Annotated in this window: 14 protein-coding genes; 13 read left to right on the top strand and 1 reads right to left on the bottom strand. The window is 35.2% G+C overall.

Translation table 11 applies throughout. The annotated features are described in order from the left end of the window. Positions 1-88 precede the first annotated feature (88 nt). The 11 genes from AC4GZ8_RS00435 (at position 89) to ypjB (ending at position 10,490) form a co-directional block, all read left to right on the top strand. Positions 89-1,192: a prephenate dehydrogenase gene (locus AC4GZ8_RS00435; protein ID WP_491079833.1), complete on the top strand. Its 1,104-nt coding sequence runs from the start codon at positions 89-91 to the stop codon at positions 1,190-1,192. A 69-nt stretch (positions 1,193-1,261) separates the two neighbouring features. Further along, on the top strand, positions 1,262-2,557 hold the full coding sequence (gene aroA, locus AC4GZ8_RS00440) for a 3-phosphoshikimate 1-carboxyvinyltransferase (protein ID WP_491079834.1): 1,296 nt from the start codon (positions 1,262-1,264) through the stop codon (positions 2,555-2,557). A 149-nt stretch (positions 2,558-2,706) separates the two neighbouring features. Next, positions 2,707-3,624, top strand: coding sequence for a hypothetical protein (locus tag AC4GZ8_RS00445; RefSeq protein ID WP_491079835.1), 918 nt, complete (start codon positions 2,707-2,709; stop codon positions 3,622-3,624). Positions 3,625-3,698: 74 nt separating this feature from the next. After that, on the top strand, positions 3,699-4,967 hold the full coding sequence (locus tag AC4GZ8_RS00450) for a tetratricopeptide repeat protein (protein ID WP_491079836.1): 1,269 nt from the start codon (positions 3,699-3,701) through the stop codon (positions 4,965-4,967). Positions 4,968-5,047: 80 nt separating this feature from the next. Next, positions 5,048-5,593 (top strand): ReoY family proteolytic degradation factor, encoded by a 546-nt coding sequence (locus AC4GZ8_RS00455; protein WP_491079837.1) that lies wholly within the window; start codon positions 5,048-5,050, stop codon positions 5,591-5,593. Positions 5,594-5,969: 376 nt separating this feature from the next. After that, complete coding sequence (locus AC4GZ8_RS00460) at positions 5,970-6,425, top strand: YpiF family protein (protein WP_491079838.1); 456 nt, start codon at positions 5,970-5,972, stop codon at positions 6,423-6,425. A 141-nt stretch (positions 6,426-6,566) separates the two neighbouring features. Beyond that, positions 6,567-7,073, top strand: coding sequence for a Rieske (2Fe-2S) protein (locus AC4GZ8_RS00465; RefSeq protein WP_491079839.1), 507 nt, complete (start codon positions 6,567-6,569; stop codon positions 7,071-7,073). Positions 7,074-7,077: 4 nt separating this feature from the next. Continuing rightward, a complete protein-coding gene (gene qcrB, locus AC4GZ8_RS00470) occupies positions 7,078-7,752 on the top strand; it encodes a menaquinol-cytochrome c reductase cytochrome b subunit (protein ID WP_491079840.1) in 675 nt (224 codons plus the stop codon). A gap of 75 nt (positions 7,753-7,827) precedes the next feature. Beyond that, positions 7,828-8,595, top strand: a complete 768-nt coding sequence (locus tag AC4GZ8_RS00475; protein ID WP_491079841.1) for a c-type cytochrome — start codon at positions 7,828-7,830, stop codon at positions 8,593-8,595. A gap of 96 nt (positions 8,596-8,691) precedes the next feature. Next, complete coding sequence (gene lhaT / locus AC4GZ8_RS00480) at positions 8,692-9,285, top strand: lipoprotein heptaprenylglyceryl N-acetyltransferase LhaT (RefSeq protein WP_491079842.1); 594 nt, start codon at positions 8,692-8,694, stop codon at positions 9,283-9,285. 407 nt (positions 9,286-9,692) lie between these two features. Further along, positions 9,693-10,490: a sporulation protein YpjB gene (gene ypjB, locus AC4GZ8_RS00485; protein WP_491079843.1), complete on the top strand. Its 798-nt coding sequence runs from the start codon at positions 9,693-9,695 to the stop codon at positions 10,488-10,490. A 59-nt stretch (positions 10,491-10,549) separates the two neighbouring features. Here the strand turns inward: ypjB and AC4GZ8_RS00490 are convergent, their stop codons facing one another. Continuing rightward, complete coding sequence (locus AC4GZ8_RS00490; RefSeq protein WP_491079844.1) at positions 10,550-11,422, bottom strand: YitT family protein; 873 nt, start codon at positions 11,420-11,422, stop codon at positions 10,550-10,552. A gap of 157 nt (positions 11,423-11,579) precedes the next feature. Between AC4GZ8_RS00490 and AC4GZ8_RS00495 the strand changes: the two genes are divergently transcribed. Together AC4GZ8_RS00495 and dapB are read left to right on the top strand one after the other, a co-directional pair. After that, positions 11,580-11,894, top strand: a complete 315-nt coding sequence (locus tag AC4GZ8_RS00495; RefSeq protein ID WP_491079845.1) for a nucleotide pyrophosphohydrolase — start codon at positions 11,580-11,582, stop codon at positions 11,892-11,894. A 13-nt stretch (positions 11,895-11,907) separates the two neighbouring features. Beyond that, positions 11,908-12,705, top strand: a complete 798-nt coding sequence (gene dapB, locus AC4GZ8_RS00500; protein ID WP_491079846.1) for a 4-hydroxy-tetrahydrodipicolinate reductase — start codon at positions 11,908-11,910, stop codon at positions 12,703-12,705. Position 12,706: the final 1 nt, after the last annotated feature.

Below are 12,706 nucleotides of genomic sequence, written 5' to 3' on the forward strand. Positions count from 1 at the left end.
TATGCTAAATAGTACCCTCTTTTTCTAGAATTTAAATATTTTACGAATAGCCTCAATGATGACAGCCCGAAAAAAGGTGATTACAAAAATGGTTAAAAAAGTTTATTTAATAGGTCTTGGATTAATCGGAGGCTCAATTGCATTATCCATTAAACAAAAAGATCCATTTATCCATATTATTGGTTTTGATATTAATATAGAACAAGCTAACCTAGCAAAAAGAATAGGTGCCATTGATGAAGTAGCTACAGAGCTATTTCCTGACCTTTCAGCTGTTGATATGATTTTCCTTTCTACACCTGTTCAACAAACAATCAATATTATTGAACAGCTTAAATCACAGGACTTAAAAAAAGATGTTATTGTGACAGATGTAGGTAGTACAAAGGTGAAAATTGTAGAGAGTGCAAATAAACATTTGAATGGGAAAATAAAGTTTATCGGAGGGCATCCAATGGCTGGCTCTCATAAATCAGGAATTTTAGCAGCAAAACCACATTTATTCGAAAATGCATTTTACATATTAACTCCTTCTAAATATGTAACCCCCAATGATGTACAAAGCTTAAAAAATGTCCTAGATGGAACAAAAGCTAATTTTATTGAAATGACGCCTGAGGAACATGATGAAGTAACGGGAATTATTAGTCATTTTCCTCATATTGTTGCGGCTAGTTTAGTGTATCAGGCAAAGAATCATGAGGAAGAATTTCCGCTTGTAAAGAGATTAGCTGCTGGTGGATTTCGTGATATTACAAGAATAGCATCAAGTAATCCTTCAATGTGGCGTGATATTTTACTTCATAATAAAGGTCCCTTATTAAACCTATTCGATGAGTGGATTTTAGAAATGAAGAGGATCAAAGATTATGTTGCGAAAGAAGAGGCTGAAAATCTATTTACTTATTTTCAAAAGGCAAAACAATACCGTGACGGGCTCCCGGAAAAGCAAAAAGGGGCTATTCCTTCCTTTTATGATTTATATGTGGATGTACCAGATTACCCGGGGATTATATCAGAGATAACTGGATATTTAGCGAAGGAAGAAATTAGCTTAACAAATATCCGGATTATTGAAACACGTGAAGAAATATATGGTGTTTTAAGGTTAAGCTTTCAAACCGAAAAGGACCGCGAGCGCGCCATTGATTGTATTAATAAATATTCTTCTTATGAAACCTTTATGACCTAATGATAATAAGCAGTAAAAATATTTCATATGAAAATGATCCAATAAGATTTTTTAAAATGAGGTGGAATCATGGCAGATGTAAAAAAACTATCGAAGATCAATCAATTAACAGGTACAATCGAGATTCCAGGTGATAAATCTATTTCTCACCGTGCTGTTATGTTTGGATCGATCGCGAATGGGAAAACTGAGATTTCGAATTTTTTAATGGGAGCAGATTGCCTTAGTACTGTGTCTTGTTTTCGAAAAATGGGTGTAGCAATCGATATTCAAGAAGGCCATGTTACCGTTGAAGGAAATGGCTTTGCGGGTTTAAAAGAACCAACTGACATATTAGATGTTGGTAACTCTGGCACAACGACTAGGTTAATGATGGGTATACTGGCTGGAGCACCTTTTCATTCTTGCATTATTGGTGACGAGTCTATTGCCAAAAGGCCAATGTCTCGTGTAACAAACCCATTAAGAATGATGGGAGCAATAATTGATGGAAGACAAGATGGACAGTATACACCATTATCTATTAGAGGTGGAAGTTTACAAGGAATTAACTACACCTCACCAGTTGCAAGTGCACAAGTAAAATCAGCCATTCTTCTAGCGGGGTTAAATACAAATAATGAAGAAACAAAGGTTACTGAACCTCATAAATCAAGAGACCATACTGAAAGAATGCTAAGAGCATTTGGGGTTGAAGTAAAAGAAGACGAAAATTCTGCTTCTATTACAGGTGGACAAACCTTACAAGCGACAAATATTTTCGTACCAGGAGATATTTCTTCTGCTGCATTTTTCCTTGTTGCAGGAGCTATTGTTCCTAATAGTGAAATTTTATTAAAAAATGTTGGAATCAATCCAACAAGAACCGGTATTCTAGACGTTTTAGAGAAAATGGGAGCTACAATTGAAATGACTCCTAAAGAAGGTCACACATTTGAACCTGTAGCAGATATCCTTATCAAAACCTCTTCATTAAAAGGTACAACAATTAGCGGAGATCTTATTCCAAAATTGATTGATGAAATTCCTGTTATTGCTCTGTTAGCTACACAAGCTGAAGGACAAACAATTATAAAAGATGCTAGTGAATTAAAAGTTAAAGAAACAAATCGTATTGATACAGTTGTTGGTGAATTGAAAAAAATTGGGGCATCAATTGAAGCAACTGACGATGGTATGATTATTACAGGCAAAACAAATTTAACAGGTAACGCTACAGTATCCAGCCATGGTGATCATCGAATTGGAATGATGCTTGCAGTTGCTTCATGTATAACTGAAGAGCCAATTGAACTTGAAAATATTGGAGCAATCGATGTTTCCTATCCTACATTCTTTGAACATTTAGATTTATTAGCGAAATGATTTGATAAGGCCTTTCACATTCTAAGTGAAGGGCCTTTTTATTATTATTTCAGATGCAAATTTTTAAAGCATATCGTTCTCTATCATGACATAAATATTCGTTTTTCATCATAGCTTGTCTTTAAGAGGATGAAAGGAGGGGCGAATAAATGTGTTATATTATGGACAGAGTTGGAATATTAAAGAAAGGTCGAATTGAACAGGCCACACTGCTAGTAAATCATAATAAAATAGAATTTATCCGCCAGTCGATGGATAATATCAAGTTTATGAGGATGGACTTAAGTTCGTATTTGATCACCCCTGGCTATGTAATGCTCGATTTTTCTCTTCATTCATTACTTCCTTTTCAAGACTTCAAGCAAAGTATTACACAATATTTAAAAAAAGGGTGTACATCGCTTTTAACAGTGGTTGATGTTCATTATGAAAAAGAGTTAGTTTCAAGTGTAAAGCAAAGAAGACATTTAATGATTAATTCGCCTATTGATTATTATATGGGCATTAAGCTTTCTTTAAAGACCTTAAACCAGTCAGTCTTGAGAAAATGTAAACAGCAACAGATATCAATCGTTTTTATTGAGATTAATAAGGATGATAGACTAGATGCGAAATCTTGGGGGTGGATACGAGATGCGATGTTTTCTAACCCGATCACACTTATTCCCTATACGAGGGACAAAACATTGTCTCCCCTTAAAAAACATAGACTCTTACAGGATTGGAATCGTATCATGAGAGAACACCGTCTTTCTTCTTTGGATGAATTTTTAGAAGAAGGATCACCTCTTTCAAAAGACGTATTAATGAAATTAGGGATCTATCCAGTGAAAGGGGATATTCGAGTAGGGAGTAAATTAAATTATAATTTGTACAGACTAGATGAACTTAAATTCCATACTAATGGGAAACCGATTATAAATCAAAATGAAATCTTACCAACCTTCACTTCCCATAATGGTAAGCTTATTAACATTAATGGTGATATTTCTTTTCTCCCAGGAAAAGGTGAAGAATGTTTTATTTCCATTTCAGGTCGTTTTATGCCACAATCAGCCTCGTTTTGATGTATGATATAGACATAATATAATATATTTGCAAAAGAAACATAAAACCAGCTTTGGTTAAGAAAGGATCGTTTATGTTTAATCAAGTATTAAATGAAGCAATTAACCTCGTAAATAAAGGAGAAACAGAAGAAGGTCTGACTCTTTTAGAAAACATAACACCTACATTACATGATGAAGAAAAGCTTCAATTAGCAGATCAGTATTATCAATGGGGCATAATTGATAAAGCACATGAAATGATTGAAGAACTTCATTTTTTATATCCTGATGAGGTTCAAATTACTTTGTTTTTAGCAGAGCTAAAAATTGACCTTGAAAATGAAGAAGAAGCCATTGAACTTCTCAATAGGATTTCTAAAGATCATGAATCTTACCCCCATGCTTTACTCCTGTTAGCAGACTTATATCAAATGCAAGGACTTCCTGAGGTTAGTGAGCAAAAATTAAAAGAGGCAAAAGATATATTGCCGCAGGAACCAGTGCTTGATTTTGCATTAGGGGAGCTTTATTTTCATCAAGGACAATATAAGCATGCTATTCCATACTATCAAGAGCTTTTAGCAGAACATAACATCATATCAGGTGTTAATTTACATCAAAGATTAGCTGAGTGCTTAAGTGCAATTGGCCAGTTTGAAGAGGCACTTGACCATTATAAAAAAACAGTAGAAGATCAAGAAGATGCAGATACACTCTTTGGTTATGGTTTTACTGCTTATCAAGGAGGATTCTACAAAACAGCAATACAGCAATTATTAGCCTTAAAAGAAGCGGATCCACATTATTCATCACTCTATTTATATTTAGCAAAAGCTTATGAGCACGAGGGTTTACTTGAAGAAAGTCTTGATGTGGTTCAAGAAGGTATAAAAGTTGATGAATACAACAAAGACTTATACTTATTTGGTGGAAAAGTAGCGATAAAAGTTGGACAAATTCAAACTGCAGAAAGTCTGTTACGTGAATCCCTGGCAATCGACCCTGGTCATATTGAAGCAGCGATCACATTATCCCATATCTTCTTGCAGGATGAACGCTATGATGATGTCATTGAACTTATCACCGAAATCAGAAAGTTCGATGAAGATGATCCTCAATTTGAATGGAATTTAGCCCGAGCTTATCATCAAAAAGAAGAATATACACAGGCATTAAAACATTATGAAGTTGCATATACTTTTTTCAAGGATCAACGAGATTTCTTACAGGAATATGGCTATTTCTTGTTAGAAGAAGGAAGAAGAGAGCAAGCGAAGGTGATTTTTCAAGAAATCCTAAAACAGGACCCTTCGAATGTCGAAATCGGTGAGATTTTGCTACAATTAGAAGATGAGTTTTAAGGGAAAAGAGAAGGATTTTATTTTTATTTTGTGGAATTATCAAAGTAAGAATAAACTAAAGCTGCAGAGGAGGGAATAGTATGGTGGCCCCTGTATCTGTCCATGAAAAGAAAGACTTCATCAGGTGGTTTCTAAACCATTATCAACTTAAAAGAAGAGAATGCGTGTGGATTTTAAATTATTTAATGAGCCATGATACTCTAATGGAAAAGGTTCATTTTGTTGAGCAAGCTCAATATTGTCCAAGAGGAATTATCATGTCAACGCATTGTGTTGAAGAAGTTCCATTCCGCTTTTATAAAGAAAATGTCATGACAACTGATGCTGAAAAATCCTTTCATGATATAAGACTCAATAAAGAGGAAGAGCTTTTTATTCAGCTTAATTTCAGATCTGCTTATCAGTCACCACAATACGCAGCAGTCCTTGAATCAAATCCGTTTATGCCAGAGCATCTAAATGAAAATGAAAAAGATAAAGAAATAGCAGAAAAGATACTCGAACATTCGATTCAACGATTTCAAAAAGAAAAGCTTCTTCAGTTAATTGATGAAGCACTTGATCAACAAGATAAAGAAACTTTTCAATTGTTAACACATCAATTAAATCAATTAAAAAATAAATAGCGTATTATAAGGGTAACTTGCAAGAAGTTGTCACTTAGGTAATAGATAAGATAGATGTGCCTATGCTGATCAACTTCCTATGAGTTACCTTTAATTTTGCTTTTTTAAAAGTTCTTATAACCCAAAACTATTTTGCACGATTGAAAGGACGGGGTGTTCTTATGCGGCGATGTTCGTGAGGCCGCCCCCCCCCTCGGTAAAGGAGCAACTTGGAGCCGAAATCAACCATTGGTAATATTGATTACTTTTTTCGAAAAGGTTTACAAAAAAGAAAGGAGCAATTTTTTACACTCTTACTTTTCTAACAAATTTAACAATTTTTCGTACAAGCTTTATAATAAGAATGTAAAAGGATTACAATAGGGAGTTGAAGAGAATGAAATGGGTTTCTAATGATGTAGATTTATATAATCAAGCTAAGGAATATGTCGATACGGCAATTGTTCCGTTAATGGCAGTTTCAATCGAGTCGGATTTTAAGAACATTGTTTCAAAAGGAGAATTTATTAGTCTGGTTAGTACAGATCTTGAAAGACAGTTAAAGGGAAGAGTATTTCTGTTTCCAACGTATTCTTATTTAAAAAAATCAGAAAATGTGATTGAAAATTTGATAGAGTGGAAAACTGAATTACAACACCAATTTAAACATGTTTTCTTTTTAACAAGTGATGAGAAATTAAAAGAAGTTAAGAATACACAAATGGAGGGAGAAATAATATGGCTTCCATCAATGCCTCTTGAACATATGGATGAAAATCTAAAAAGAAAGCTGTTACAAGATCAAGTCGAACAAATTTTGAACATTTTATTACAATCTTGGAACAAATCATAAAAACCTTTTCATTTCCAGATTTAGAAATCAGGATTTTATTGACCTCATGAGAAGATTGATATATCATGAGTATGTCCTAGTTTTATATATCATTTCCGTATGTCCGTAACGGACAGAGCTTAAGATAGAGGGGGGAAAATGATGAGCGAGAAAAAACATCGAGTTTCTAGACGTCAATTCTTAAACTATACGCTTACTGGTGTAGGCGGTTTCATGGCGGCAGGTATGCTTATGCCAATGGTCCGCTTTGCACTTGACCCTGTGCTCCGACCAGCAGAGGAAACCGATTTGGTTCAAGTTGTAAAGGTTGACGAAATCACGGAAGAACCTCAACGCTTTGACTTTAAAATCAAACAAAAAGATGCTTGGTATGAATCTGAAGAAACAAAATCAGCTTGGGTTTATAAGGAAGGCGATAAAATTACAGCCCTTTCACCAATCTGTAAGCATCTGGGATGTACAGTAGGTTGGAATAATGATCCAGCAAATCCGAACAAATTTTTCTGTCCATGTCATTACGGGTTATATGACAAAGACGGTACAAATGTTCCTGGAACACCGCCTCTTGCACCGCTTGATGTTTATACGCATGAAGTTAAAGACGGATATTTATTCTTAGGTAAAGCAAAACCACGAGGGGAGGCGTAATCAATTGCTTAACAAAATTTATGATTGGGTTGACGAACGTTTGGATATTACGCCTATGTGGCGCGATATTGCTGACCATGAAGTTCCAGAGCACGTAAACCCTGCACATCATTTTTCTGCCTTTGTATATTGCTTTGGCGGATTAACGTTCTTTGTTACCGTTATCCAAGTTCTTTCTGGTATGTTTTTAACTATGTATTATGTACCAGATATTAAAAATGCTTGGGAATCAGTTTTTTATCTTCAAAATGAAGTAGCTTTCGGACAGATTGTTCGTGGTATGCACCATTGGGGAGCTAGTTTAGTAATCGTAATGATGTTCCTACATACACTTCGTGTCTTTTTCCAAGGCGCATATAAAAAACCTCGTGAATTAAACTGGGTAGTTGGTGTACTTATTTTCTTTGTTATGCTTGGACTCGGTTTAACAGGTTATTTATTACCATGGGATATGAAAGCATTATTTGCTACAAAAGTTACCCTGCAAATTGCAGAATCTGTACCATTAATTGGACCAACAGTTAAGACATTGTTATCAGGACATCCGGAAATCGTAGGTGCACAAACACTTACTCGTTTCTTTGCTATCCATGTCTTTTTCTTACCTGCTGCATTATTCGGTCTAATGGCAGCTCACTTTATCATGATACGTAAGCAAGGTATTTCTGGTCCACTTTAAGATTAACAAAAATACATGTTTAATCATGTGTAATTACATTTTTATCGGAAACCACCTTAGTAAGGAGGGGAAATCATGCATCGCGGAAAAGGTATGAAATTTGTCGGTGACTCTCGTATTTCAGCTGAGAGAAAGCCTAACATTCCGAAGGATTATTCGGAATACCCAGGGAAAACGGAAGCTTTCTGGCCGAACTTCCTCCTAAAGGAGTGGTTAGTTGGTGCTGTTTTCTTAATTGGTTTTTTATGTTTAACAATAGCCCATCCGTCACCGCTTGAGCGTGTTGCAGATCCAACGGATGCAGGTTATATTCCATTACCAGACTGGTACTTCTTATTCTTATACCAATTGTTAAAATATTCATTTGCATCTGGTCCATATACTGTTATTGGGGCAATCGTCATTCCAGGACTTGCATTTGGTGCATTAATGTTAGCACCTTTCCTAGATCGAGGACCTGAACGTCGTCCTGCTAAGCGTCCTGTTGCAGTTGGTATGATGATTCTAGGTGTAGCTGCAACATTTTTCTTAACATGGGAATCTGTTGTCACACACGATTGGGAAGCTGCAGCTGAACAGGGGAAAATTAAGGCTGAAGCAGAAATTGATAAAGAATCAGAAGGATATGCAATTTACCAGGAGCAAGGATGTATTTCGTGTCACGGTGATAATCTAGAAGGTGGAGCTGCTGGTAAAGCGCTTGTCGACAATGGGTTAGAACCTGATGCTATTGCAGATATTGCTAAAAATGGTCAAGGCAGTATGCCTGCTGGAGTTTTCAAGGGTACTGATGAAGAATTAAAAGTGTTATCAGAGTTTATCTCTGGTGTAACTTCAAAATAAAAGCTGACATTTGTCAGCTTTTTTTTGATAATATCTTTACATGATTTGATTGTATACATAGATGAAAAATAATATTAAGTCTGGTGTGTGGAAATTATGAGAGTGTTCCAATATCTATTAGGACAGAGGCCAATCATATTTGTTATGTTCATTATTAATTTGTTTGGGACCATTTATGGATATTATTGGTACAGATTTCAACTAGCAGATACACCTGCTCATTTTTATTTATTTGTCCCGGATAGTCCCACAGCAAGTTTGTTTTTTCTCATAGTTCTATTTGGATTCTTATTTAAGCGGAATTTACCCCTTATTGAGGCTTTAGCAATTGTCACCTTATTTAAGTACGGTATATGGGCTGTCATTATGAATCTTCTAGTATTAGCTGTAAATGGAACTCTCCCATGGGAAGGATACATGTTAATTGCTTCACATTTTGGAATGGCTGTTCAGGGATTGCTGTATGCCCCATATTATCGATTTAAAGCATGGCATTTAATAGTAGCTGCAATTTGGACCTTACACAATGATGTCATAGACTATGTTTTTGGAATGATGCCTCGATATAGTGTATTAATGGATTATATAAATGAAATAGGGTATATGACGTTTTGGTTAAGTATAGTTTCGTTAGGAATTGCTTACTATTTAGTCATAAAAAATCGATCAAAACAATTAGAATTGGGCTAGGTCTTTATTTACAAGACTTTTTTAAAAGGCTGTTTTCGTAAAAATTGTAGCTTTTGAATAAGATTATAAATTGATAGTGGAACGGAGCGGAAGACAATTGACTCCTGCAGGAAGTAGAGGAAAGGCTTGAGACCCTGGAGGCTAAGCCAAGGAGGCTCAGCTTCCTCCATGGCGAATCTTGTGTCTTTAGCGCAATGGAACGAACTTATTTTCACCTTTAACTGTATTAAAAAACGACAAAGTATCGAAAACATTCTTTTCAAAATAACAGAAATGCTTTCGAAAATAGCTTTATGGAAATAACTGTTCTTTTACATACCAAATAATTTATTTTATATACAAAAATAGTTGGTCTAACCTTGTCCCAATGAACATACGTTTTAATAGATGTTCTAGGGGGGACAAGGATGAAGAAATTATTAATCGTGGTTATTTTTAGTATGCTGCTCATTCATATAAAACCAGTAAATGCAGATGAATCATATGACTGGAAATCACTTAATGAGATAGCTGATACAGCCTTACAACTAGCAAAACAAGAACGCTTTAATGAGTCTGCCCAATTACTTGAGTATTTCGCTGTAAAATTTGAAGAAATTCCAATTGATCGACAAGTTCTATCTCTCGATCATTATCGAACTCTTTCAAATACCCATCAAAATGCACAAGAGCTCTTATTGGATGATAAAGCGAGTACAACTGAAAAGGTAAGATCCTTAACAAAGTTTCGCTTAGTTGTTGATGCAATGGTTTCTGAGCATCAACCATTATGGAGCTCGATGGAAACGTCCATAATGGAAACTTTTTCTCAGATGAAAAGCGATGTACAAGAAGGGGATAACCAATCTTTTCAGCATGATTTTAATGAATTTTTAGCACTCTATGAAGTGATATATCCTAGTATTCAAGTCGATCTAGATATGCAACGAATAAAACGTATGGATGAGCATATTTCAGTTGTAGAAAATCAACTTTTTCAAGAAATTCCAGAAACAAGTCAAGCAAAACAACTGGCCGTAATGGAGGAAGAATTAAAAGCGATATTTGAAAGAGTAAAAGAGGATGAAGCAGATCCATCATTATTATGGGTTATGATTTCAACTGGAAGTGTCATCTTGCTGGCACTATCATACGCTGGTTGGAGGAAATATCGAGGAGAAAAAGAAAAATTAGCTAAACGTGAAAAAAATAATAGTAAAGATTAAAACATAAAGTTTTTTGAAAAAAGAGTGGGAATACCACTCTCTTTTTATGTGTTTATTGGTTATCTTGTTAGTGGTTTTTTATTTTCATCTAACGTAAACCCTTCACCGAGTACATCATGAACATCGCTTACGGCAACAAAAGCATGAGGGTCCACAGAAATAATAACATTCTTTAGACGAACGATTTCATTTTTTCCAACAACACAATAAAGGACATTACGATCTTGTTTTGAAAATGATCCTTGTCCTTTTAAAATTGTAACACCCCGATCCATCTCCTTCATAATTCTAGCAGATATTTCGTCAGGATGATTTGAAATAATTGTAGCTCCTTTAGCAGCGTAAGCCCCTTCTTGCATAAAATCAATCACTTTAGCACCAACAAAAACCGCCACAAGTGTATACATTGCTTCTTTATAAGACAAGTATGCGATCCAAGATAAAGTGATAACACATAAATCAAATAAAAACATTGTTTTCCCCATGCTCCAGCCAATATAACGATGTGTCAATCTAGCCAGAATATCGACACCACCTGTTGTCCCTCCGTATCGGAAAATTGTTCCCAAGCCAATTCCTAACGAGACACCAGCAAAAAGTGCAGCCAATGTAAGGTCATCTTTTAACGGCATATGAATTTGATATCGTTGGAAAATCCATAAAAAAACAGATAAACTAACAGTTCCGATTATTGTGTAAACGAAGGATGTTCTTCCTAATACACGCCAACCAATAATAAACAGGGGTATATTCAAGACCAGGTTAGAAATAGATGGATCTATCTTAAAAAGGAAATAAAGCAAAAGCGTAATACCAGTAAATCCACCTTCTGCTAGATTATTTTGAATGTTAAAATGTACAAGTCCGAAACCAAATATACCTGAACCAATTAAAATAAAAATAATGTTTTTCATTCTAAGATCTTGCAGCATATGTCACCTCCGTAATACTTCACAGCGTAAATATTATAGTTGATAGAATGTCAAGGTGCAAATTTTGAGAAATTCATGACGAAATAATTGTAAAATTAAGATGTATTAGCTAACATTGAATAGAAAAGAAGAGGTGATAAATGTGGAGAATAAATCAATGAAGGACCTTCAAAAGGAAGTAGATGAATACATAGGTCAGTTTAAAGAGGGGTATTTTTCACCATTAGCCATGATGGCTAGAATAACAGAAGAGGTTGGAGAGCTAGCTAGAGAAATAAATCATTCATATGGTGAAAAGCCAAAGAAAGCGTCTGAAGAAGAAAAAAAGATTGAAGAAGAAATAGGAGATGTTTTGTTTGTCCTTATTTGCTTAGCTAATTCTTTACATATAGATTTAGAACAGGCCCATAATCTAGTGATGGAAAAATTCAATACTAGGGACAAGGACCGTTGGACAAGAAAAGAAAATTAAAGGAGTTTTAGAAATGGCTGATATTAAAATTGTTATTGCAGGAGCTCGTGGGAGAATGGGAAGTGAAGCTGTCAAGCTTGTGGAAGAAACTGAACATTTTCATTTAGTTGCGGTTGTAGACCATAAGCACGAAGGAATGAGACTTAATCAACTTGATGGTTTTAATGTAGATGTTCCAATTTATACTGATATTGATAAGTGTTTTTTTGAGACAAGCCCAGATGTATTAATTGACTTAACGACACCAGAGATTGGCAAGGTACACACAAAAAAGGCATTGGCTCATGGAGTACGCCCGGTTGTTGGAACAACAGGATTTTCTGAGGAAGATTTAAAGGAGCTGCAGCAACTAACAGAAGAAAAAGGGATCGGTGCCATTATTGCACCTAATTTTGCAATCGGTGCAATATTAATGATGAAATTTTCACAAATGGCAGCGAAGTATTTTCAAGATGTAGAGATTATTGAACAGCATCATGATCAAAAATTAGATGCTCCATCTGGAACTGGATTAAAAACAGCTGAAATGATTTCAGAAGTGAGAGAAGAAAAACAGCAAGGTCATCCAAAGGAACATGAGATCTTACCAGGAGCACGCGGTGCGAATATGAATGGTATTCGTCTTCATAGTGTTCGCTTGCCAGGTTTAATCGCACACCAGGAGGTTCTTTTCGGCGGAGATGGTCAAACATTAAAAATTCGTCATGATTCTTATAACCGTGCTTCATTTATGTCAGGTGTTAAATTAGCTGTTGAGAATGTAATGAAGATTGATTTACTCGTATATGGACTAGAAAATATTATTGAATAAA

It is taken from the genome of Metabacillus sp. RB-C-LZQ-3-1 (assembly GCF_058315175.1).

Coding starts and splice junctions, on each gene's coding strand:
- AC4GZ8_RS00460 (WP_491079838.1), top strand. CDS start 5,970: ATGAAATGGGTTTCTAATGATGTAGATTTATATAATCAAGCTAAGGAA.
- AC4GZ8_RS00450 (WP_491079836.1), top strand. CDS start 3,699: ATGTTTAATCAAGTATTAAATGAAGCAATTAACCTCGTAAATAAAGGA.
- AC4GZ8_RS00435 (WP_491079833.1), top strand. CDS start 89: ATGGTTAAAAAAGTTTATTTAATAGGTCTTGGATTAATCGGAGGCTCA.
- AC4GZ8_RS00445 (WP_491079835.1), top strand. CDS start 2,707: ATGTGTTATATTATGGACAGAGTTGGAATATTAAAGAAAGGTCGAATT.
- AC4GZ8_RS00455 (WP_491079837.1), top strand. CDS start 5,048: ATGGTGGCCCCTGTATCTGTCCATGAAAAGAAAGACTTCATCAGGTGG.
- AC4GZ8_RS00465 (WP_491079839.1), top strand. CDS start 6,567: ATGAGCGAGAAAAAACATCGAGTTTCTAGACGTCAATTCTTAAACTAT.
- ypjB (WP_491079843.1), top strand. CDS start 9,693: ATGAAGAAATTATTAATCGTGGTTATTTTTAGTATGCTGCTCATTCAT.
- aroA (WP_491079834.1), top strand. CDS start 1,262: ATGGCAGATGTAAAAAAACTATCGAAGATCAATCAATTAACAGGTACA.
- AC4GZ8_RS00475 (WP_491079841.1), top strand. CDS start 7,828: ATGCATCGCGGAAAAGGTATGAAATTTGTCGGTGACTCTCGTATTTCA.
- lhaT (WP_491079842.1), top strand. CDS start 8,692: ATGAGAGTGTTCCAATATCTATTAGGACAGAGGCCAATCATATTTGTT.
- AC4GZ8_RS00495 (WP_491079845.1), top strand. CDS start 11,580: ATGAAGGACCTTCAAAAGGAAGTAGATGAATACATAGGTCAGTTTAAA.
- dapB (WP_491079846.1), top strand. CDS start 11,908: ATGGCTGATATTAAAATTGTTATTGCAGGAGCTCGTGGGAGAATGGGA.
- AC4GZ8_RS00490 (WP_491079844.1), bottom strand. CDS start 11,422: ATGCTGCAAGATCTTAGAATGAAAAACATTATTTTTATTTTAATTGGT.